The organism is Staphylococcus sp. HMSC071G07, assembly GCF_001811435.1.
GTDB classification, from domain to species: Bacteria; Bacillota; Bacilli; order Staphylococcales; family Staphylococcaceae; genus Staphylococcus; species Staphylococcus pettenkoferi.
In genome coordinates, this window is the sequence record NZ_KV804790.1 from 1 (window position 1) to 22,214 (window position 22,214).

Annotated in this window: 20 protein-coding genes and 1 tRNA gene; 2 read left to right on the plus strand and 19 right to left on the minus strand. The window is 38.2% G+C overall.

The features are described 5' to 3' along the window. Positions 1–47: 47 nt before the first annotated feature. The 8 genes from yhaM to HMPREF2802_RS11670 all read right to left on the minus strand — a co-directional run bounded on the left by yhaM (position 48) and on the right by HMPREF2802_RS11670 (position 10,305). Positions 48–989, minus strand: a complete 942-nt coding sequence (gene yhaM / locus HMPREF2802_RS11635) for a 3'-5' exoribonuclease YhaM (RefSeq protein WP_070504865.1) — start codon at positions 987–989, stop codon at positions 48–50. Continuing rightward, on the minus strand, positions 989–3,922 hold the full coding sequence (locus tag HMPREF2802_RS11640) for an ATP-binding protein (protein WP_070504868.1): 2,934 nt from the start codon (positions 3,920–3,922) through the stop codon (positions 989–991). Before HMPREF2802_RS11640 ends, yhaM begins: the two co-directional genes overlap by 1 nt. Continuing rightward, positions 3,922–5,109, minus strand: coding sequence for a metallophosphoesterase family protein (locus HMPREF2802_RS11645; protein WP_070504871.1), 1,188 nt, complete (start codon positions 5,107–5,109; stop codon positions 3,922–3,924). Before HMPREF2802_RS11645 ends, HMPREF2802_RS11640 begins: the two co-directional genes overlap by 1 nt. Before the next feature lie 627 nt (positions 5,110–5,736). After that, positions 5,737–6,081, minus strand: a complete 345-nt coding sequence (locus HMPREF2802_RS11650; RefSeq protein ID WP_002471131.1) for a YlbF/YmcA family competence regulator — start codon at positions 6,079–6,081, stop codon at positions 5,737–5,739. 68 nt (positions 6,082–6,149) lie between these two features. Beyond that, entirely contained in the window at positions 6,150–7,280 is a 1,131-nt protein-coding gene (locus HMPREF2802_RS11655) for a DUF445 domain-containing protein (RefSeq protein ID WP_070504875.1), read from the minus strand. 263 nt (positions 7,281–7,543) lie between these two features. Continuing rightward, positions 7,544–8,011 carry an XRE family transcriptional regulator XdrA gene (locus HMPREF2802_RS11660; RefSeq protein WP_002471127.1) on the minus strand — a complete coding sequence of 156 codons (468 nt, stop codon included), beginning with the start codon at positions 8,009–8,011 and terminating at the stop codon, positions 7,544–7,546. A 541-nt stretch (positions 8,012–8,552) separates the two neighbouring features. After that, positions 8,553–9,176, minus strand: a complete 624-nt coding sequence (locus tag HMPREF2802_RS11665) for a response regulator (RefSeq protein ID WP_070504877.1) — start codon at positions 9,174–9,176, stop codon at positions 8,553–8,555. Between the two features lie 13 nt (positions 9,177–9,189). Then, complete coding sequence (locus HMPREF2802_RS11670; protein ID WP_070504879.1) at positions 9,190–10,305, minus strand: GAF domain-containing sensor histidine kinase; 1,116 nt, start codon at positions 10,303–10,305, stop codon at positions 9,190–9,192. Between the two features lie 125 nt (positions 10,306–10,430). Here HMPREF2802_RS11670 and HMPREF2802_RS11675 point away from each other — a divergent pair, with 125 nt between their 5' ends. Then, positions 10,431–11,264, plus strand: a complete 834-nt coding sequence (locus HMPREF2802_RS11675; RefSeq protein ID WP_070504884.1) for an RluA family pseudouridine synthase — start codon at positions 10,431–10,433, stop codon at positions 11,262–11,264. A gap of 193 nt (positions 11,265–11,457) precedes the next feature. On the opposite strand, the gene fumC is transcribed toward HMPREF2802_RS11675, so the two are convergent. The 10 genes from fumC to HMPREF2802_RS11720 form a co-directional block, all read right to left on the minus strand. Further along, positions 11,458–12,843 carry a class II fumarate hydratase gene (gene fumC, locus HMPREF2802_RS11680; RefSeq protein ID WP_049408187.1) on the minus strand — a complete coding sequence of 462 codons (1,386 nt, stop codon included), beginning with the start codon at positions 12,841–12,843 and terminating at the stop codon, positions 11,458–11,460. Positions 12,844–13,056: 213 nt separating this feature from the next. After that, a complete protein-coding gene (locus HMPREF2802_RS11685) occupies positions 13,057–13,470 on the minus strand; it encodes a hypothetical protein (RefSeq protein ID WP_049408189.1) in 414 nt (137 codons plus the stop codon). Positions 13,471–13,623: 153 nt separating this feature from the next. Next, complete coding sequence (locus HMPREF2802_RS12210) at positions 13,624–13,788, minus strand: SAS053 family DNA gyrase inhibitor (RefSeq protein ID WP_176744801.1); 165 nt, start codon at positions 13,786–13,788, stop codon at positions 13,624–13,626. 30 nt (positions 13,789–13,818) lie between these two features. Further along, on the minus strand, positions 13,819–14,418 hold the full coding sequence (locus HMPREF2802_RS11690; protein WP_070504887.1) for a 6-phosphogluconolactonase: 600 nt from the start codon (positions 14,416–14,418) through the stop codon (positions 13,819–13,821). 139 nt (positions 14,419–14,557) lie between these two features. Beyond that, on the minus strand, positions 14,558–15,040 hold the full coding sequence (gene trmL, locus HMPREF2802_RS11695) for a tRNA (uridine(34)/cytosine(34)/5-carboxymethylaminomethyluridine(34)-2'-O)-methyltransferase TrmL (RefSeq protein ID WP_070504890.1): 483 nt from the start codon (positions 15,038–15,040) through the stop codon (positions 14,558–14,560). A 3-nt stretch (positions 15,041–15,043) separates the two neighbouring features. Beyond that, positions 15,044–16,171 (minus strand): tRNA epoxyqueuosine(34) reductase QueG, encoded by a 1,128-nt coding sequence (queG, locus tag HMPREF2802_RS11700; RefSeq protein ID WP_070504893.1) that lies wholly within the window; start codon positions 16,169–16,171, stop codon positions 15,044–15,046. Positions 16,172–16,454: 283 nt separating this feature from the next. Next, positions 16,455–17,177: an amino acid ABC transporter ATP-binding protein gene (locus HMPREF2802_RS11705; RefSeq protein ID WP_002471147.1), complete on the minus strand. Its 723-nt coding sequence runs from the start codon at positions 17,175–17,177 to the stop codon at positions 16,455–16,457. Then, entirely contained in the window at positions 17,170–18,636 is a 1,467-nt protein-coding gene (locus HMPREF2802_RS11710; protein ID WP_002471143.1) for an ABC transporter substrate-binding protein/permease, read from the minus strand. Before HMPREF2802_RS11710 ends, HMPREF2802_RS11705 begins: the two co-directional genes overlap by 8 nt. Positions 18,637–18,902: 266 nt before the next feature. Beyond that, on the minus strand, positions 18,903–19,961 hold the full coding sequence (locus HMPREF2802_RS11715) for a PTS sugar transporter subunit IIC (protein ID WP_070504895.1): 1,059 nt from the start codon (positions 19,959–19,961) through the stop codon (positions 18,903–18,905). A gap of 219 nt (positions 19,962–20,180) precedes the next feature. Continuing rightward, on the minus strand, positions 20,181–21,131 hold the full coding sequence (locus HMPREF2802_RS11720; RefSeq protein WP_070504897.1) for a metal ABC transporter solute-binding protein, Zn/Mn family: 951 nt from the start codon (positions 21,129–21,131) through the stop codon (positions 20,181–20,183). 284 nt (positions 21,132–21,415) lie between these two features. Here HMPREF2802_RS11720 and HMPREF2802_RS11725 point away from each other — a divergent pair, with 284 nt between their 5' ends. Further along, entirely contained in the window at positions 21,416–21,754 is a 339-nt protein-coding gene (locus tag HMPREF2802_RS11725) for a hypothetical protein (protein WP_070504900.1), read from the plus strand. A gap of 302 nt (positions 21,755–22,056) precedes the next feature. Here the strand turns inward: HMPREF2802_RS11725 and HMPREF2802_RS11730 are convergent. Continuing rightward, positions 22,057–22,140 (minus strand) — tRNA-Leu (locus tag HMPREF2802_RS11730). Positions 22,141–22,214: the final 74 nt, after the last annotated feature.

Genomic DNA, 22,214 nt, shown 5'->3' on the forward strand with positions numbered 1-22,214 from the left:
ATTAATAAGTTTTAATTTTGTCCCACGCTCTTTAATCTACTCTACTCTTAATCTAAGCTTGTTGGATTATAGAATTTACGGCCATCTAAGCCAAAGATTCGTTCGGTATATTCCCCTTTATCCGTTTTACCAAAGGCTTTTTCAAACATGTTCATCTTCGCATCAATATTATCGATAAAGGTAAGAATTTCCGCTTCTTTCAAATGTGGCGTTTTAGGTGAGCCAAATTCCATCTTACCATGGTGAGAAAGAATCATATGACGAAGTAACATCACTTCTTCTCCCTCGATATTAAGCTCTCTTGCGCTCTCAGCGACCTCATCACTCGCGATAGAGATATGGCCTAATAGATTCCCTTCAACTGTGTAAGACGTCGCCACAGGACCGCTCAGCTCTTTCACCTTACCTAGGTCGTGTAGAATGATCGCACTATACAATAAACTGCGATTAAGTAATGGATAAATATCACAAAGCGATTTCGCAATTTCTAACATGGTAAGGACGTGATAGCTCAGTCCGCCTCCAAAGTTATGATGATGCGTACTCGCTGCAGGGAATGAATAGAATTCATCGTGATACTTTCTTAATAAGTGACGTGTAATGCGTTGTAGACTCGCATTATCGATGTCAAGTAAATAGCGAGAAATTTGTTCTTGTATTTCATCTGGTGACATCGGTGGACCACTGATGAAATCATGAGCAGATAAGTTATCTTCTGCAGTCGCTAAACGATAGCCGTTCATCTTCATCTGTTTACGCCCACGGTAGTTAATGATGTCACCTTTCGCTAAGATAATTTTTTCTGGTTCCAGAATCTTCATATCTTCTTTCGTCACTGTCCAGAATTTCGCTTCTAGCTCTCCACTTTTATCTTGAAGGTGCAAAGTCATGTAGTCTTTCCCTTGCGCTGTCACACCTTGCGTCGCTTTATGGATGAGAAAGAAATGATTGACTGAATCTCCTGGTTTCAAATTTCCAGCATTTCTCATTATTTCGCACCGTCCTCTACTTTATTTAAAGTAATCATCTGTTTAGATGGAATGCCTGTGTCTTTAACACATGTGAAGTACAGTACTTGATAATCTTCTGGGAACTGACGAATAAATTTCATCATGCGTGCTTTACGATTTTTATCAAAATGAACGAAAGCGTCGTCAATAATGATTGGGAATGGATAATATGGTTTAAGCGTCTTGATGAGACTCAGACGTAACGCGATGTACAAGATTTCTTTCGTAGATTGACTCAACTCAACAGGCTGATAAACTTGTCCGTTACGCTGTTTAACCATGAGTTCGTCGTTCGCATACGACACTTGTACGTAGTGACCTTCTGTAAGGCGTGAGAAGATATCTGTCGCCTCATTCACCACTTGTGGTAGTCGTTGGTCTTTAATTTGAGCGATATGACCATCGACTAACGCTTGTAAATAACTGAGACTCGCCCAATCTTGCGCTTCGTCGTTCAATTGGTTCTTCAACATGTGATATTTATGACGTAAGTTCGCCAAAGTTTGATCCGTTTCCATATGCTTAATTTGTGAATTTAAGTCACTGACTTCAGATTGCATTTCCAAATATTGATCATTATACTCATCAACTTGTTGAGATAATGTTTGATGTTCAGTTTCAAGTTGCGCATACGTTTTATTACTTAAGTCTGAACTATCTTCATAAGAGTAATCTTGATTCTCAAGATATTTCGTTAAGTCGTTAAAACGATTTAAGTCTCGATGATATGTCGCATAACGTTCATGGTGTTGATAGTAATCTTCTTCGTTATCGACATCGATGTAATCGAAGAGTTTCGCAATCACTTGTTCATTGTCCTCTAAACGTTGTTTTAGTTGACGTAGCTCGTTCGAAATCAATCGAATTTGTTCTTGGTTACGCTGTTTCTTGTCTTGAGAAGTATGTGCGTGTTGTAACCATTGACGTACGTCATGGAAAAGTGACAAACGATTGAAGTGATGGAATTGATTCGCTGTGACATTTTGCGCATGATTGTAAAATTCTTCCAACGCTTTATCTAAGCTTGCTCTTTTCGTTTCTAATTCTTCAAGATGTTGATGAATGTCTTTAATCTTATTCATCGTCGTGATGCTATCAACGATAAGTTCATCTGACATTCGCTCAGAAACTTGTAATTCCTGCTTGATGTCTTCAATTTGTGCTTTCACTTGATCATAATTTTGACGTGTAGCGCTTAATGAATCATTAAGATATTGCGCTTTTTTCTCTAACGATTCTTTCGTCTTCATCGCATTAAACCATTGGTCGCGTGTGCGATATTGCGCATCGAGATCGAAGTTTAAGTCGTAGTTCTGCTCCAACGTGTCGATTTGACGTTGTAAGTCGTCAATTTCTTTCGTAAAGGTTTCTGAGTGACCAACTTCTTTCGTCTTAATCGCAAAGATACCAATGATAAAGATGAGCGCAAGCACCACGAAGATGCCGCCAAAAATCATATTAGCTGAAACGAATGAGAAGACGGCTAATCCAGCACTGACAATCGCTAGCACGATAAGCGCGATGCGTAACATCGCTTGCTGTTTCTCTTTCTGACGTTGTTCAACATCGAACGCTTCTTTCATTTTTTGGAACAAGTTATTCTTTTCTTCAAGTTCAAAGCGTTGTTGTTGATGTTGTTTCTTCTTCTCAAATGTTTCATCTGGAACAATGTCTTGCTCAAGTTGATTGAGCTCGTCCTGATTCGTATCTTGTTCGATACGATTCTCTTCAATATTACGATCCAATTGATTAAGTGAAGCCGTTAATTCTTGTTTGCGTTGGAGTTGTTCACTCACATGGCTTTTCATTGCCTCAGAGCTATCGACTTGCTCATGAACATCTTCCCAACCAATATTGAGCTTCAGACCTTTTAATTCACGTGACTTATCATCGATATCCTTTTGTACTGCATTACGTTCGTATTCTTTCTGTTTAATTTCATTCTCTTGTTGTTGTAAATGTGATAATGCATCAATATCCGGTTGCTTTGGCGCTTCAATATGACGATCATCTTCTTGAAGTTGAGCAAGTTTTTCTTCACGCAAACCAATATCTCGGCGTAAATTTTGAGTTTGAAGTTTCGCCGTTTCATAGCGGTCAATCCCCTGTTCTGGAAAGTCTAGTGGCTCGATATTGAGTGATTGCTCCAAACCTTTCCATTCTTGTGTTTGCTCATGTAAAGCTAACTCTTTCTGTTTTGACTCATGCATTTTAGATAACTGCGCTAAGTTTTGCTTCAAGTGATTTAAACGACGTTCTGCTTTATCTCGATCGTCGACGTAACGATTGTACGTCGTTAATTTCGCTTCTTCATCACGAATTTGAGAGGCTAACTCATCTAATTGGGCAATTTGTTGATTAATGATCGGTTTACGACCCGACTTTTTATATAAAGCCTCTTTCTTCTCGGCAATTGCTTTGCGCATTGAGGTAAACTCAGTTGATCCGAGTGCACCTGCTTGTAGCAAGAAATTCTGCAATTGCGTTTCGTCCATATTTTTATGAATATCTTGTAAGCCTAAGACATCGAACGAGAAGATATCTTGATACGTGCGCTTAGTGATGAAGTTCAATTCCTCTTTCAACCACTGCTCATCTTTAATTGAACCATTGGGCAAGTACACTTTCACATCACCCACTGCACTGCCCTTAATACGTTCAACTTCAATTTCAGAACCGTCATCGCGAATGATGGTCAACTTACCGCCATATTGATTGCCTAGTCGTGGCTCAAGGCGTGGCTCGTTCTCTTTACGCGTAGGAAAGCCGAAGAGAATAGAATGGATAAATGCTTGGATTGTAGATTTCCCTGCCTCGTTCTCACCATAGATTTCTGTAAAATACTGGTCAAACTCAATCTTGCGCTCGACAAATTGACCGTAACCATAGATCTCTAAAGACTTAATCTTCATCATGAGTCACCTCTCATATCAGATTTCAATAATTGTTCAGCGTGTGTAATCAATGCGTCACGATCAAACTCTGTGTAATCGTCGAGATACTTCGAGGCACGTGGGTTGAGATATAAATCATTCATCGCATGTTCAAAGACCTCATCATCGTTAATCAGTTCACGAGAGAACTCTTTACTCAACTTCTGTTCACGTTCGTATTTGAAATCGAAAGTTAAATCTTCAATATAGATAAAGTGATTCTCATTCAGCTCATAGTCATCGACCATTTCCTTAACCTGTAGTAACTCTTGTTGCGTCATAGGCGTATCGGAAGTAATATACACGCTTAAGCGGTAAAACGCTTTGCCTTGCGAACGTTTCTTCGCTTTGAAATTCTGAATCGCTTCGTATAACTTCTGCTTCGTATCCGCTTCTGTTTCAATCGTCGCTTCCTCAAAACGAATGGATTGCGTCGGTATGAACTTCACGTTGAGCTTTAAATCGTCACCACTAACGAGCAAACAACCTTTCTCTCCTCGTTCATTGAAATGACGACCTTGAATGTTACCAGAATAATGAATTTGAGGCATATCACTTAGCTGTTGACGTTCGTGAATATGACCTAAAGCCCAATAATGATAGAGTTTACTATTCAAATCTTCAAGGCGGAATTCAGTATAGCGATCTTTCTCATTGGATTTACTATACGTACCGTGTAGTACACCAATATGTAAGCCTTCGTGACCTTGACTTGAAGGGTACGCATCAATTTTATTCTCGTAACTTGCGTCGTTCTGATAACTGAAGCCGTGAAGGAAGATTTTCTCACCCTTTTGCGTAATCGTTTGATACGTTTCTACCTTTTCGGAAAAAACAGAGACGTTCGTCGGCCAAGATGAAGAAATCTTCGAAGATAACGGATCGTGATTACCATGACAAATATAAACGAAGATTTGTTCTTTATTTAAACGCTCAAACTGTTCTTGAAGAAAGACTTCAGCTCGCAGCGTGCGATTCTCCTGATCGAACAAATCTCCTGCTATGATAAGGAAATCAACCTCTTCTTTAAGCGCGATATCTACAATGTGTCGAAAGCTCTCGTAAGCACTTTGTTGAATGTCTTCAAAGATAGATTGATTGAGATGACTTCTAGATTTAAAAGGACTATCTAAGTGCAAATCAGCACAATGGATAAACTTCACCATATTCTAAACTCCTTTATTAACGATGATGTGTGAGGTTTCATGACTTCAGTTAGCTCACCCACATATTGGGCACTAACACACCATCATCTTTCACTACAGTTAAGTATCGATGACTAGATGATTAAACTATGTATAACACCTTCGTGCAATATCTATACTTGCACTTCTTACATGTTAACTGTACTTGTCTTGTAATTTATTATTCTACCATATACCTAAATACCCGTCGACAGAACCTCTAAGCTTAAATATGACTATTGTATGAGTTCTGCGCATTTTGCTAAGTGTAAAATGCGAGCGAGAATCGCAGAAGATTTCTTCTAGTGTAGTTTTCTGTGTGGTCTTCCATGAGATAAGAAAAATACGTAACGGTAACTATAAAGTGTCATAGATGAGTTGAGTGTGGTCTACGTGGTAGCTAGCTGAATCCGAGAAAGTACTACACTTTCTCGAACTCTAGTCATTCCACTACGGAGGCAGAACAACGAAATCAAGTGAATTCTGTTCTGCTCTCAAGCAAGCGAAAGTTAAAACAATGAATGGTATTAAGAGTAAAGGATTTAAAGAAAAGCATGAAAAAACCACAGTACTTCACGTACTGTGGCTTTCCTTCTACACTCACTATAATTAGTCAGCGTAAATTTCATCTAAAGGTTTAACGATGATTTGGTTGATTTCTTGGAATACTTGGCTCATTTTTTGTTCAGCAGCCATAAGTTCAGAAATGTTTGAGTCTTTTTCGATTTCTTGAGCTTGTTCTTGTGCTTTTTGAAGCTCGTCTTCACCGATTTCTTCACCTTGCATTTGTTTTTGTTGGAAGTTCATTTGAGTTTCACGGAACTCATCGAATAATTTTTTAGACTCTTCGTTTTCTTTCACTTTAGCGTAAGCATCTTTGATTGCTTTGTATTCATCGCTTTCACGTAAAGCTTGTTCTAATTGGTTTGCATAATCATGTAAATTTACTGCCATTTTGTTACACTCCTTTATTTGATCTGTGTTTTTACCACATCGATATTACAATAACATAAATCAAAACCTTATACAAAGATAGCTATTATGCCTTGCAGACAACCGATGATTCCTCCGAGCAAGAATCCTAGTAGCATAATCAACTTCAATTCCTTGTTGGCAATCTCAATGATGAGGCGCTCAATGTAGTCTAAATCGAACGTGTTAATTTGTTGTTCTATCATGCCTCGTAAGTTCACACGTTCCATAATCGGTGAAAGTTGACCTGAAACATAGTTGATAATGATCGTCGTAAGATGTTGCGATACATTCTTCTCAATGAGTTCGATGACTGATGGCATGAGTGAGTTAAGCGGTTTATGAACTTGTGTACGCAGATTGACTGAATCCATCAGCATTGTGACAAACGATTGGCCGAATGAGTTGAATTTGTCGTATGAGACGATTTCATTTAGCGTCTTAGACTTGAATGTTTCATATTCATTGTGAATAACTTGTTCAGCAATCTTATGTGCTTTCGGATGATTCGTTAAACGAATGAGTTCTGTACGAATGCGCTCCGCAATATGCTCTTTCGTCATAAACATCTGCAATAGCCCGATAATTTTACCTTTCTCTTGGAAAAACGTATCTAACATACTGTTGATATCTGCAGCACCTTTATCAGACGTCAAATACACTTTCGCGCGTTGGAATAAAAGTTCGGGCACGCCTTCCATCTTATCATCCGCAAACTGAATCACATTAGCTGGTAAGATTTCTTGTAGTGTTTGATGCTGATGCTGTTCGTAAAAGTGATCGAGTTTCTCTTGCGTCCAGTTCTCTGCTTTCTGACCCACTAACTCCACGGCATCGACGTCAAACTGTTGTGCAAAGTATTGAATCGTCACGTGATCAGATTTCAATTTCTGAACTTGCTTGTATAACATATCGTCAATGGCTTCACGTGTAGACGGTTCGTTGAGTTTCGACTTAATGAGCGATTCAGTAAGCAAATGCTCTTCGATAACTTGACCAATCTTTGTGGCAATTTCTTCACGTCGTTTCGGTATTAACCCCGGTGTGAATGGAATACGCTTACCAAACAGATGATAGGCTTTAAATGGATGGAATAACATGCGTACAGCAATCATATTCGTTACACCACCGATAATTGCCCCTATCACCATCATAAAGATTATTATTAAAAATGCGTGCATAATTTAACCCCTTAATCATATTACTAAACTAAATAAAAGAGTGAGACACTTTCGTAGAAACTTACGAACTGAGCGTCTCACCCATGAGTGAATGATTCAACCGATTTGATGGTTGGTTATTCAATTACTCTATCTCATAGACATTGTAGATAAATGTCTCGCTTATCAGGATTATGATTTAATCGCTGAGGAGATAACGCGTCTTCAAAGTTCGTCCTCTTCATCATATCACGTTATTCTTCAGGATTCTTCTATCATAATTCTTAGAAGATGTGCGCAAACTCTTCTTTAGTTAATCTGAGTAAATAAGTCTCAGCTTCTCTTAACTTAGAAGTACCGAAGATCGGTTGTTTATCACGGTCTAATACACGATAAAGTTCGCTGACTTTATTGCTTTGAAGGATGTAACCGTCGCGGTTATCCATTGTTTGCCAATAAATGTCACTCGTTGTTGAGTAAATTGGGTACGCACAGTGATTGCGGGATACAGTTTGAACCATTTCTAACGGATCGCATCCAAATGTACTGTTAAGCACTTCAGAATCTCTAAAGAGTGCGCAGATAGACACACATGTTGTCCAATTTGGTAAGACACGCTCTTTTTCAATTTGTACTAACGTCTTCTTAGATAGTCCAACTGTTTGAGCCATCGTATCTTGTGTGTAGCCCGCTTCGATACGAACCATTTTAAATTTTGATTGAATTAATTCTGTAAAATTCTGTCTATCCATTTGTATAATCTACCTTTCATAAAGAATATTTTATCCGGACACAAGAAATTGCAATAATACACACTTCTTGAAACACAAATATCATCTTAATATATCTTTAACAAAATGAAAAGAGTGAAACGACGTTTAGTGGTCATTTTTAAAATTACATAATTGTCGCAATAATGCAGCATAGAATTTAAAACTATCTTATATTGAACTAAGACACGATTAGAATTCATTTCACTTTATTAAAAACATATGAATCAAAAATTCGTGTATTACTCATCTCTTTAAACACCATTCATTATTATAGCTTATTTCACCCTATAATTCACTGGAAATTATTCGCAAATATTTAATTTTATATGAACTTTTTGTTGCACGAGACTATATGTAAGCGCCTTCATTAATTTTAGGCTCCTTCTAAAGAATAAATTCAAGAAAATAGCTGATTAATCATGCATTATTAACACCGCTTTGACTTGTCATCTCACCTTTATAAAACTTACATTACATCTTCTAAACAACTTTTACTCACTGAAGCCAAAGCACAATCCATCTAAATTAACTTATTCTCAATCGCATAAATCGCCGCTTGTGTACGATCAGTCACCTGCAACTTACTAAAGATATGGCTCACGTGTGTCTTAACCGTCTTCTCAGACACAAACAATGTCTCTGCAATTTCTCGATTGGTCTTTCCTTTCACCATCTCTTTCAACACTTCAGTTTCTCGCTTAGAAAGTTTATTCGTATAATGGGGTTTCTGACTCATCGCATCAATGACTTGCTGCGCCTCAGGGTGAATAATCTTCTCGCCGTTCAACACACGGTGAATCGTACGTATGAGTTGCTGAGGTTCCACATCTTTCATCTCGTAACCGTCCGCACCTTTCGTGATAGCAGAAATTACGTGCTCATCATCGGCATAGCTTGTCAGTACGAGAATCTTCACTTCGGGATAATTCACTTTCATCCACTCAGTAATTTCTATGCCATTCATCTCAGGCATCACAAGATCTAGCAATATCAAATCTGGACGGTCTTCCGTCTTCATATAGTTGATAAAATCTTGTCCATTTGAAAAGCCTTGCACAATTTCTAAATCATCCACAGTAGAAAGCAGAAATTCCAAGCCTTGTCTTACTATATAATGGTCATCAACAAGTATTACTTTATACATTCTTACTTCTCCTTTAAGCTCTATTCAACGGTACGACGACTTCAATTGTCGTTCCTTCGTTAGAGGAATCAATGGAAAGGTCGCCTTGCAATAACTTTGCGCGTTGCCACATATTATTTAAACCGTGCGAGATCTCACGTGTGTTATCCGTAACATCGAAACCTCTGCCGAAATCCCTAACACTTACATGTACATTCTCCTGGGTTTGCGTAATGGTAAGCTGGATTTCGTGCGTATCGGTATGTTTCTTCGTATTATTCATCGCTTCTTGAACGATGCGGTAAAGATGTTCTTCTACAGTACTTGATAAATCGATAAGTCCGTGTACTTCAGGATGTAGCGCTAACTCCAACATTTCACTATATTGCTTCAGCGCATGCACTAAACCGTGCTCTAAACCTACTGGCTTCAATTGCCAAATGAGCGCCCGCATCTCACTGACGGCATTCTGACTTGTCTCCTCAATGACTTTGAACGCTTGTTGAGCTTTTGCAATATCTGTGAGACCTTGTCCTGCATGAGCTGTCACTTTTACTGAGAAGAGCATTTGATTCACAGAATCATGTAAGTCGCGTGCTAAGCGATTACGTTCACTAATGCGAGCCGCTTCTTTCTCTTGTTCGGTTAATGTAATCCTTTTAATCGCCGAACCAATTTGGAAAGCTACTGATTCCAACAATTCAAGATCTTCTTCACTATACGTTTCTGTGTGCGGAGTAGCCACGTTCAGTAAACCATACTCTTCTTCGCCTGAGCGCAATGGTACTGTCGCATGATGCGTGATACCATCCGTCTCATCTGCATAATCTTGAGTCGCAAGATTAATACGCGAACAATTGATGATATTCGAGGCCTTCGTTAACTTCTTGTTCTCATACGCTTGCACACACCAACAACTGCCTTGTGTCATATAGGCGCACTGGTTACGCGTCAACGCTTTGGGTAAATGATAATCACTGACGAGCTCATGTTCACCTTCGTTATTGATAAAAAAGATCCAGCCCGTCGAGAATTCACTACCTTCAACGAGAGAACGCAAAGCCCCATCTAACATACTTTTCATTTCTGTTTCTTCATTAAGAAATTCAGCTATTTCTTTCAACAATGCTAAACGTGTCGGTTTTTCCATCATCATTCGCTCCAGTTTCGTCTAACTCTTATCAGTATATTATAATTTTAGGTGAGATGAAAATGTGATTTAGTTACGATTTTGAATGTGATATGATGGATGAGAATAATTGAGGAGTGCATGTTATGAATATTACTATTGCAGAAATCTATGATGGAATGACATTAAGAGAACTATTCCAATTTTTACACTTACCTAAAAAAGATCTACATCAACTTAATATGTCCAAAGAAATTACGATCAATGCGCAACCTGCGAAACTTATGGATCGAGTGCAAGCTGGTGACAAAGTCTACATCCCTACCCCTGAGGAGAAGAGCAACTATCTTCCAAGTTATCGCTATGCACAAATTTACTATGAAGACGATGATATGTTGATTGTGATGAAGCCTAAAGGGGTCAAGACGCATCCGAATGACTTAAAAGAAAGTAATACGTTAATGAATCACATCATTTATACCGTAGATAGCGAATATGTAGAGCCGATTCATCGTTTGGACCAAGAAACAGTCGGTCTATTGATTGTAGCAAAGAATCCTCTCATGAAGAAGATTCTAGATCGCATGCTTGAAGATAATCAAATCGATCGTATTTACCGTGCCAAAGTTAAATCGTTGCTTCCAGTTAAACCGCAAACGATAGATATGCCTATCGGTAAGGACAAGTTCCATCCAAATCGTAAGCGCGTCTCATCAACAGGTCAACGCGCTATTACACACATCATCGATTCAGAAATGCTTGAAGAAAACGTTTGTCAGCTTGAATTGAAATTGGACACAGGGCGTACGCACCAAATTCGCGTTCACTTAGCTGAAATCGGCCATCCTGTCTTAGGTGACCCTTTATATGGTAACTCTACCTTACGTCAACTTCAGTTACACAGCCATAAGATTGAACTTATCCATCCTTTCACTCGAGAACAAATTTCTGTTAGCTTAGATGACGAACCATTGAATTAGGTTAAAACTTTTGAGTCTTAGCGAAATATTTTTAAGATATAATTCTTTTTCTCTTTGTGAAAATCGATGCACATTGAGAATGGTAGTTCTAACTTCAAATCAAACAAAGAAGTTCCTACTCAACCGATTTCAAGGTTAAGTAGGAACTTTTTCTTAGATATCAATCTTTTATCTTGTTATATTGCGCGTGCGATTATCTAGGTTCAACCATATCTTCTGGTTTAATCCACTCTTCAAATTGTTCTTCAGTTACATAACCGCTATCAATTGCAGACTCTTTCAATGTAAGTCCTTCTTTGTGTGCTTTTTTAGCGATTTTCGCAGCTTTTTCATAACCGATATGAGGGTTTAAAGCTGTAACGAGCATTAATGAATTTTTAAGATACTTCTCGATATTTTCATCGATTGGTTCAATACCTACAGCACAGTTTTTATTAAATGTTGCCATACCATCAGCTAAGAGGTAAATAGATTGTAATGTGTTGTGTAAGATCACTGGTTTGAATACGTTTAATTCAAAGTTACCTTGTGAACTTGCTACACCTACAACTGTGTCGTTACCCATAACTTGAGTAGCAACCATTGTTAACATTTCACATTGTGTAGGGTTAACTTTACCTGGCATGATAGAAGAACCTGGTTCGTTCTCAGGAATTGCGATTTCAGCTAAACCAGCACGAGGACCTGAAGCTAACCATCTTACGTCGTTCGCAATCTTCATAAGGTCGCCTGCAAGTGCCTTTAACGTACCATGTAATTGGACTACTTCATCGTGAGCAGTTAACGCGTGGAATTTATTCTCAGATGAAACGAATGGATGGCCTGTGTTGTCAGCGATATGCTTAGCTACACGATCACCAAATTCAGGATGCGCGTTGATACCTGTACCTACTGCTGTACCACCAATCGCTAAGTTTAAGATATGCGCTTTAGATTCGCTGAGTAAGTCTTCACAACGGTCAAGCATAAAGCGCCAACCACTGATTTCTTGGCCTAAACGAATTGGTGTCGCATCTTGTAAGTGTGTACGACCAATCTTGATAATTTCATGGAATTTCTCTTCTTTTTCTTTAAAAGTATCACGTAATGCTTTAAGCGCTGGTTCTAATTTCGCTTCTACTTCACTGTATAAAGCAACGTGCATAGCAGTTGGGAAAGTGTCGTTAGAACTTTGTGATTTGTTAACGTCATCGTTTGGATGGATACTTTCGTCACTGCCGTGTTCTTTCAAGTATTCATTCGCCACGTAACTAACGACTTCGTTCACGTTCATGTTACTTTGCGTACCGCTTCCTGTTTGCCATACCACAAGTGGGAAATGTTCATCTAATTCTTTGTTAAGCACTTTGTCACATGCGTAAACAATCGCATCTTTCTTCGCTTCAGAGAGTTTGCCTAAGTCGAAGTTCGCTAATGCAGCCGCACGTTTCAATTGTGCAAAGCCATACACGACTTCGATTGGCATTTGTTCTTTACCTACAGGGAAGTTACGTTTACTACGTTCTGTTTGCGCTCCCCAATATTTATCTGCAGGTACTTCAATTTCTCCAAATGTATCATGTTCGATTCTTACTGACATTGAATTTCTCCCCTTCAATTGGTTATTTAACTTTAGTATAGCATTATTCTTTTTACGTCGGCAATCGTGAAATATAACGCTTTCATTATCCTAGTGATATCCATTTATATTTCTCACTATTTTCTTTTACTACATAAGTAAAAGTAGAGTCATCTCTTCTGAAATGACCCTACTTTATTCTGAGGTATTTGGCTTTAATTTTACTCTAAAAGATTATTGTGACTTCACTCTCACATGCGCAAATTGTGCTTTCACAGCTTGTACAATGGCTACTGCAGTTAGTATGAATAGAATAAGACCTATAACCAAAGTGACCGGACTTAGCGTAATTAAGACACCCAAGAATCCATGTAAAGATTGATAGAAACCATCTAATGCTTTAAATAAGATTCCTGTAATCAACACGCAACAGATGACGCTAATAATTACGCCTGTTTTGTTACTTTTAATAAAAGCTTGTCCAGTGACGTCATCAACGAGTCCTTTAGATAAATTCAGTTGCATTTGGATGACTTTAAACAGAATCGGCATATAAACTGCGCCAAGCGCCATCGGGAAACCTTTAATAGAGATGAGATTGACGATAAACGCTGCCAACATAATCCATTTCCAATTTCGATATAACATAATGTGCTCCTCATCGTATAATTTAGCATAGTTATTCTAACATATCCGTTGGATTGTGGCACTGGTTGAATGAGCAGTTAATAAAAAAGATGTATCGCCAAGTCTATCGACGATACATCTATGCGTGGTTGTTCGTTCAACAAGTGCGTTTCCTTACTCATCTATATCTGAACGAACGTCTTCATCATGTTCTTTGTTGAGTTTATCTTCGTCATTTTCCTCAGAAATTTGTTCCATTTCCTTTCCGAGTTCAACAACATCACTATAATCATCAACCATTTCATTGTCTGGTTGTTCTTCGTAATGCTTATCTTCCATGCTGATCACCTCTTTCAATCGCCGCGTGGATTAAGCAAAGTGTGCTGTGAAGTAGTGTTTCACATCTTCAGGTAAGCCTTCTGCAGCAGCTTCGTCAAGCACTACATTTACCATGCGATGTGTTTTTAAATCTGCAGGCTCAAAGTTTGTCTTACCATTCTCTTCGTATAAACGTTTAACCGCTTCTTTCTTCTCAGCACCTGTAATAACGAGAATCACTTCACGAGCCTTTTGTAAACCTTGGCGCACGCTTACATCTGTCTTACCTTCGTCAGAAATTGAAGCAACTTGAGTGATAAGTTTGCCTTTGTTTTCTTTCGTTTTAATCTTCTCATCGATGAATGATTCTGCATCGTCATCAAATGAGATTTCGTAAATTTGACCTTCAGGCACGCCTAAGGCATCGTAGAAAGAACGATTATCGTCGTAATCAAGGATATTGATTTGACTAAAATCAACCGCATGACGATCTACATTCTTCTTGAGTTCGTCTAATACTGGCGCATATTCATGTGATAAATGAATGCCTGCAATAGTAGTTGGATTGTTGTTAAATTGCTTTCTGAGAATATCTGCAGTATAGACTGCGACTTGTTCTTTATTCTCTAATACTTTAAAGTTCATAGCCATAATTAATTTCCACTCCTCTTGTACATTTCAGACGGTCTTCTAACATTATTACATCTCTTACCCCAAAATATTTTTAATTAAACGTTGGAGTACGTTTAGATTATCCACTTTAAATTATACCTTGTATGGCACCGTTTGCCTAATCAAATTCTTGAGTTAAGCCAGGAAAGTCTTGTTGTCTCAACGCTTCATATATAAGTAATGATGCAGTGTTGGATAAGTTAAGCGAACGAATATTGTGGTTAATAGGTACCCGTAATGCTGTATCTTCGTACTCATCTTTAACCCATTGCGGGAGACCTGTAGTTTCACGACCAAAAATGAAATAATGTTCTTTAGAAGTATCTGAGAAATCGAAATCTGAATAAACCTTGTTACCAAACTTAGTGAGTAAATAGTATTCCCCGTCAGTATCTCTGAAGAAATCTTCAATACTCTCATGATACGTGATATTTACGCTATGCCAGTAATCTAGACCTGCGCGTTTTAACATCTTATCATCCGTGCTGAAACCTAGAGGCTTAATCAGATGTAAATGCGTATCTGTCCCCGCACATGTACGAGCGATACTCCCTGTATTTCCTGGTATTTCAGGTTGAAATAATACGATATGATTCGTCATGATTTACGTTCTCCCCATTTCTAATCCTTTAATCATTTCCTCTTGAACTTCTTCAAGTTCTGCGTCGTAATGCGCATCGATAAAGGGTCTCGCTTCGTCACCTTGAATTTGACCAATCGCCCAGTAGGCTGTCGCTCTAATCATCGGCCGTGGATCGTTGACAGCGACCTCTTCCAACTCAGGTATAGCAGATGTTTCTTTAAAATGTGCTAAAGCGATAATCGCATTACGTTGAATCGGTTTCTTACCACGCCAAGCGCCTGCTAAATGACCATACGTTTCTTTAAACTCTCTATTGCTTATCTGTAATAACGGAACGAGCCGTGGTTTCAATATTTCAGGTTCTAATACAATATCATCATGCTCAGTATTTATTCCTCTATTACGCGGACAGACTTGCTGACAAGTATCGCAACCATAAAGACGATTACCAATCTTATAGCGGTACTCATCTTGAAGATACCCTTTCGTTTGAGTGAGAAAGCTAATACATTTCTGAGCATTCAATTGCCCATTTCCTACTAGTACGCCCGTCGGACAACGATCAACGCACATTGTACAATCTCCGCAACTATCAATGAGCGGATCGTCTGGTGGAAACGGAATACTCACTAGCATTTCGCCAAGATATGTCCACGTTCCTAGGTCCGGATTGATAACAAATCCATTTCTTCCGGTATAACCTAACCCAGCTCTCTCGGCAACAGCACGATCAGAAAGCACTCCTGTATCGACCATCGATTTCATTTCTACATCAGGAACGCGTGATTCAATATACTCAGCCAATTTATCTAAACGTTTACGCATAATCGTATGATAATCTTGACCCCAAGATGCACGCGCAAACATCCCTCTACGCTCGCCCCTTTTACTACGAGGTGCGCCCTTCAACTTATTCGGATAACCGACTGCAATAGCAATGATCGAACGTGCAGTGGGCAAGGAAAGTTTCGGTTCAGTACGAAGCTGAATGTCATCTTCTTCAAATCCTGAAGCATACCCTTTCGCATGATAGTCTACGAGTTTCTGCTTCAACTCATCAAACGGATCTGCTGTTGTAAAGCCAATACTGTCAATGCCTATCGTATGCGCATATGCAATGACGTCTTCCTTTAATTGTTTCAAATCCATGATTCTACCACCCTAAATCAACATACAGAGTTTATTCTAACATAGTCGTGCCTACTAACGCGTCTTGAAATAGCTATCTTTTTTAAAAATTTTCGATGTTCAATTATGTGTATTTGTAAGATTAGCAGGAGGAGTAATTTGGCGAATTAAGACGTCGGCAAAAACATTTAAGGTTGTTTAAGTTTTCCAGGCTAAATTACAAAATCCCTAGAATGACTGAAGATGTATATCAATCATTCTAGGGATAATATGTCGGTGTTATTAATTTACAATTTGTATTGAATTAAAGCACACGATTCAAGAATTGTTGTGTACGCTCATGTTGCGGTTGTGAGAAGATTGCATGCGGATCGCCTGTCTCTACAACATAGCCATCTGCCATGAAGACCACTTTATCACTAACGTCTCTCGCAAAGCTCATCTCGTGTGTAACAACGACCATTGTCATACCTTCTTTAGCAAGTTCACGCATAACGTCAAGCACATCTCCAACCACTTCTGGGTCTAAAGCAGATGTTGGTTCATCAAAGAGTAAGACATCTGGATGCATCGCTAATGCACGTGCGATAGCTACACGTTGTTTTTGACCCCCTGAGAGTTGCCCAGGATACGTGTCTGCTTTGTCCTTTAAACCTACTTTGTCTAAGAGTTCTAGCGCTTCCTCTTTTAACTCTTTCTTCCCTTTTAAATTTAATTTGGAAGGCGCAAGTGTAATATTATCTATGACCTTTTTATGAGGGAAAAGGTTGAAGTTTTGGAAGACCATACCCATTTTCAAACGTAATGATTCGAGCTTCATTTCGTTCTTCATTAAATTCTTACCTTCAAAAATAATCTCACCACTCGTAGGTGTTTCTAGGAGATTCATACAGCGAAGTAACGTACTTTTACCACTACCTGAAGGTCCTATGATAGCTACAACTTCACCTTGTTCAATAGATAAATCGATACTCTTTAAGACTTCGTTCTTACCAAAGCTTTTATTTAACTGTTTAATATCAATCACTGACTTTTAATCTCCCTTCTACGAAATAAAGTAGACGTGACAACGTAAATGTCAGCACGAAGTAAAGTAATGCTGCTACGAGTAACGGCGTGAACGGATCAAATGACGCACCTTGTACTACTTGTGCGTTGAACATAATTTCACTCACACCGATGACTGACACGATAGATGATTCTTTGATCAACGTGACAAACTCATTACCTAAGGCTGGAAGTATGTTCTTAATCGCCTGTGGTAAGATGATGCTCGACATCGTTTGTCTGTAATTAAGTCCAAGACTGCGCGCCGCTTCAGTTTGACCTTTATCTACTGCATTGATACCCGCTCTGATAATTTCCGCAATATATGCAGAGGAGTTGATGACAAGTGCAATGGTACCGCATATAAGCGCTGACATATCTAGACCGAGTGCCGCTGTCGTACCGAAGTAGACTAAGAATACTTGAACGAGTAACGGCGTACCTCTTAAGAATTCAATATAAATTGAGGCTAACCAGCGCAATGGTTTGAACGTGCTGAGTTTACAAAGCGCAATAATCGCACCAAAGAGTGAACCAGCGAGCACTCCGATAGCCGATACGAGCACGGTATTCTTGATCCCTTTCAAGAAGAAACTTCCATATTTCGTAAAGAAGTTGCTATTATCACTTGCAAGATCATCTGCCGCTTTATCTTTATATTTCGCAATGAGATTATTGTCTTTCACATCTTTGATAGAAGCGTTCACTCTCTTCATGAGTTCTGGAGAGTTTTTAGGTAATGCGATAGATGTATCTTTAGACGGTTCGTTGAATTTAACCCCTTTCGCAAACTGTAATTCTGGATTTTGCTTGAGGTATGCTTCCCCTACAGGCCCTTCGATAATCATTCCATCGACTTTATTACTTTTTAAAGATAAAATCACTTCTGGAATACGTGTTAAGGAGTGTACGTCCGCATTATCAAATTCAGACTTCGCAACTTTTTCTTGGTCTGTTTGCTTTTGTACCCCTAATTTTTTATTATTGAAATCTTCTTTTTTCTTATATTTATCTGCGTCACTTTTACGGATTAACATCTTCTCATCTGCTTGAAGGTAAGCATCAGAGAAATCCACTTCCTTCTTACGTTCTGGAGATGGTGTCATTCCTGAGATAATCATGTCAATCTTACCTGTCTTAATCGCACCTAATAAGCTGTCGAATTGCATATTGACGATTTTTAATTTCACATGGTTATCTTTAGCGATCTTTTTCGCAATTTCCACATCTATACCTGAATATTTGGTCTTACCATGTTCATTCTTTTCAAATTCGTAAGGTGCATAGTCGGCAGATAGACCTACTCTCAATTCCCCACGTTCTTTAATCTTGTCCCATTGATCACCGTTATCTTTCGCGTATGCATTAGAGTGATACAACGGTAATACGCTCATAATAGCTATAACTGTAATGATGATGAGCTTTAGTATGTATTTCATAAGCGGCCTCCCTTTGAATTATATTCATCATTATAAGTTATAACGTAAATATATGCAATGTGATTTTTAGGATTTTTATACTTTTTTATGGCTTTTCGATGTATAAACATGGTCTGATAATCTTTTTTAAAATACCGCTATGGTCAGGAAGAATGAATACAAATGTATATTATGTGCATATTATTTTATATAGGTCAGTAAAGTAATATAAAAAAGCCGCACTAAGCAAATAGTGCGACTCAACAACTTTAATTTCGAATATGCAGTTATTGTTTAGGGATTTCAAATCGATAAATCTCATCTGTGTAGCGATGTAAGAGCCTTTTACAAACAGCATGGACGAAAAATGCACCCACGAAAGGAATGATGAGATAAGCAAAGAATAATACAATTATATTCATCGTCGGATCGCCACTCATGCGATTAAATGCATTGATCGGACCTACTAAGCCAGTATAGCCGAAACCAGCTGACATCGGCGAACCTTTGATTTGGAAGAAATAAGCAACGAGGCCACCGATAATCCCATTTATCGTTAATGGAATCATGATGATTAAATTCTTAAAGTATACAGGAATCATCATCTTCGCTGCACCGATAATAAGTACGAGATTAACACCTATAGAATTCACGCGTATCGAACCAAACAGGAAGGTCACGCAGGCAGCAACGATACCAAGATTCGCTGCACCACTTCCTAAACCGTCTAAACCGATAGCTGTTGCAATGGCGACTACAGAAATAGGTGTAACCATCAATAAAGCATAAGCCACACAAATTAAGATTGACATCAACATAGGATTGAGTTCCGTGAACGAAGCGATGATACGACCAATACCTTTCGTCACATGTGCCACATAAGGTAGCGTAGTGAGACCGATTAAGCCACTGATGACCGGAATAACGACTGGTAAGAGAATCATTTCGAGTGAGCCTAACTTGTCACGCAGAACGAGGAACAAAGCACAAGCAATAGCGACTACGATAATTGTATTGATAATATCGCCGATTCCTTTTAACTCTACCGTCCCATGGTGAAAGATAATCGCACCGGAACCTAACATTGCAGATACACCTACCATCGTCGCACCTGCGCCATTAAAGCGGAATTGATGGGCTGCGATAATACCAACGATAAATGCCATAAAGGATTGAATAACAAGTACGAGCTGGTAAGCAAGTTCTAAAATTGGATGTCCCTCTTTAAAGAATTTAAGTAATTCCCCGAGCAAAGCATTAGGTAGTAAGGCGATGACGACTCCGGTCCCTACCGCATTGAGGATATTAATAAAGAATTGTTTGACTGAAAGTTTTGATTCTGACATGGATGTTTCCTCCGCAAATGATATTAGATTTATGATATTACATTTAGCAGAAAAGTACAATATTGTTTCGTCAATGGTTAAACATCAGGATATTGTGATGACCGAAAGAGGAGGTGAAATTATTATTCCTTATATGAAAAAGAAGACAATTCCTTAGATATGCGTCTAGGAATTGCCTTTCATAATGGAATTCTATTGTTTGAGGGTGTAGTTCCTTACTTATTGATTGAGTGCTTTATCGAGAGATTTGATATTCTCTTTCATAATAGATTGATAAGAAATATCTTTTTTGTTCTCTTCATCTTTTGTAAGCACGGATAAGTTATGGAATTCAATTGGTTTCGTATTTGTTTCTTTCTTAATCACATCTGTGACTTTAGAAGGAATATTTTGCTCATACATTACATATGGTTGGTGAGATGATTTAATTTCTTTCACGATATTCATGACTTCTTTCTGACTCGGTTCCTCATCGTTCATACCATTCACACCTTTTTGTTTAAAATGATAACGATCTGCGAGATAACCTAAAGAATCATGTGAGATGATAACTTGGTCACGTTTTTTGTCTTTAGTCACCTTTTTCATCTCTTTATCGATATCTGCTAAATCTTTGTTGAGTTTTTTATAATTCTTTTCGTAATATGACTTATGTTTAGGATCTTTTTTGACAAGTTGATCTTTAATTTCTTTCGCAAATTTTTGATCTAATACTGGATCTAGCCATACATGGGGGTCATTTTCAGAATGTGCATGGTGATGACCGTGCTCGTGTTCATGTTCATGCTCGTCTTCGTCAGATGCAAGCAAATCTTTTTTACTTACTTTATCAGCTAAAGCCAATTTATTGTCTTTCTTATTAATTGACTTACTAATCTTCTTCCCTACTGGATCCATATCGTCATTTGAGTAGATAAACAAATCACCTTTTGCGATATTTATCATTTTCTTCTGAGTAGGTTCATATGAGTGAATGTCTGCTCCTGCTGGATAGATGGACTGAGTATCAACATATTTACCACCTATTTGATCTGTGAAGCTTTTAAAAGCAAACACAGTAGTATGTACTTTCAACTTATGTTCTTTGCTGACCTTCTTCTCATCCTTGCCGCACCCGACCAATGCAGTGGCGAGTACAAGGATACTTATGATAGAAATAATTTTCTTCAAACCGCTAACCTCCAAATCGAAATTATTACGTTTAAAATGATACACTGTTCTTTTTCAAAATGCAATACCTAAATTGGAATCATGACGATTTATTTTTATTAGCTTTTTACAATAGTATGGTCAAGGTGTTAAATATTTTAATTTTACGCCTATATGGATATCGTAACTATTATACTTTAAATGAGTAAGCTAAAGTTTAATACGAGTTAAGCAGAGAAAATTAAATTTAATTTTTCGTCACTATGCTTTTACTCTGTATTTATTGCTTAAAGGAGAGTGTAAATATGAGAAAATGGATACTTATCAATTCAGCAGCTTTACTATTACTTTCAGCATGTGACCATGACACTTCATCTAAAATCAAAGCATCTAAGAATATCGAAGATTCTAAAGCAAAGAAGAAAGATAAAAAAGAGAAACAATCAGATGCACTGGTCTCCCCTAATATGAAAAATCAACAAAATGATTCGTTTATTAACTCAAATCAACAATTATCTGTTCGAGAAAACCAAACAGGTGCTGCTAATCAAACAGAATCAGAATATAATAACAACGATGATAACTTTGACTTCTATTATTACGATCATTACGGGCGTACACCTGAAGAACAACGTGCACACTAAAGATGGATTAATGACCAAAGAAGAGCTGATAATGGTAAATTGAATATGGATGAATCAGAACTACTTAAGGATTATGAAGTTCAAGGTACGATTACATTTGAAAAAGACCAAATACAAGGAGAAGAGTAGAATGTGTACCCTTGAATATAAATATTAAACAGAGATCAGCATTGTGCCCATTTTGTGTCCACTTTTAATAATTTCTATAGCAAGATATAGCTTATTTGATAAACACAAAAAAAGAGAAACCCCGTCATTATGGGATTTCTCATATTGGATAGCACGTTATAGCACTATAGTAGTACCGGTGGTCGGGTTCGAACCGACACTCCTCGAAAGGAACGGGATTTTGAGTCCCGCGCGTCTGCCAATTCCGCCACACCGGCTTATTGAAATACAGAAAAAACTTCCATTTGAGGAAGCCTATAGAATGGAGCGGAAGATAGGACTTACACCTATA

What these genes read in the sequence shown, in the direction of transcription:
- yhaM (WP_070504865.1), bottom strand. Translation starts at nt 989, where the DNA reads ATGAGAAATGCTGGAAATTTGAAACCAGGAGATTCAGTCAATCATTTC.
- HMPREF2802_RS11640 (WP_070504868.1), bottom strand. Translation starts at nt 3,922, where the DNA reads ATGAAGATTAAGTCTTTAGAGATCTATGGTTACGGTCAATTTGTCGAG.
- HMPREF2802_RS11645 (WP_070504871.1), bottom strand. Translation starts at nt 5,109, where the DNA reads ATGGTGAAGTTTATCCATTGTGCTGATTTGCACTTAGATAGTCCTTTT.
- HMPREF2802_RS11650 (WP_002471131.1), bottom strand. Translation starts at nt 6,081, where the DNA reads ATGGCAGTAAATTTACATGATTATGCAAACCAATTAGAACAAGCTTTA.
- HMPREF2802_RS11655 (WP_070504875.1), bottom strand. Translation starts at nt 7,280, where the DNA reads ATGCACGCATTTTTAATAATAATCTTTATGATGGTGATAGGGGCAATT.
- HMPREF2802_RS11660 (WP_002471127.1), bottom strand. Translation starts at nt 8,011, where the DNA reads ATGGATAGACAGAATTTTACAGAATTAATTCAATCAAAATTTAAAATG.
- HMPREF2802_RS11665 (WP_070504877.1), bottom strand. Translation starts at nt 9,176, where the DNA reads ATGTATAAAGTAATACTTGTTGATGACCATTATATAGTAAGACAAGGC.
- HMPREF2802_RS11670 (WP_070504879.1), bottom strand. Translation starts at nt 10,305, where the DNA reads ATGGAAAAACCGACACGTTTAGCATTGTTGAAAGAAATAGCTGAATTT.
- HMPREF2802_RS11675 (WP_070504884.1), top strand. Translation starts at nt 10,431, where the DNA reads ATGAATATTACTATTGCAGAAATCTATGATGGAATGACATTAAGAGAA.
- fumC (WP_049408187.1), bottom strand. Translation starts at nt 12,843, where the DNA reads ATGTCAGTAAGAATCGAACATGATACATTTGGAGAAATTGAAGTACCT.
- HMPREF2802_RS11685 (WP_049408189.1), bottom strand. Translation starts at nt 13,470, where the DNA reads ATGTTATATCGAAATTGGAAATGGATTATGTTGGCAGCGTTTATCGTC.
- HMPREF2802_RS12210 (WP_176744801.1), bottom strand. Translation starts at nt 13,788, where the DNA reads ATGGAAGATAAGCATTACGAAGAACAACCAGACAATGAAATGGTTGAT.
- HMPREF2802_RS11690 (WP_070504887.1), bottom strand. Translation starts at nt 14,418, where the DNA reads ATGGCTATGAACTTTAAAGTATTAGAGAATAAAGAACAAGTCGCAGTC.
- trmL (WP_070504890.1), bottom strand. Translation starts at nt 15,040, where the DNA reads ATGACGAATCATATCGTATTATTTCAACCTGAAATACCAGGAAATACA.
- queG (WP_070504893.1), bottom strand. Translation starts at nt 16,171, where the DNA reads ATGGATTTGAAACAATTAAAGGAAGACGTCATTGCATATGCGCATACG.
- HMPREF2802_RS11710 (WP_002471143.1), bottom strand. Translation starts at nt 18,636, where the DNA reads ATGAAATACATACTAAAGCTCATCATCATTACAGTTATAGCTATTATG.
- HMPREF2802_RS11715 (WP_070504895.1), bottom strand. Translation starts at nt 19,961, where the DNA reads ATGTCAGAATCAAAACTTTCAGTCAAACAATTCTTTATTAATATCCTC.
- HMPREF2802_RS11725 (WP_070504900.1), top strand. Translation starts at nt 21,416, where the DNA reads ATGAGAAAATGGATACTTATCAATTCAGCAGCTTTACTATTACTTTCA.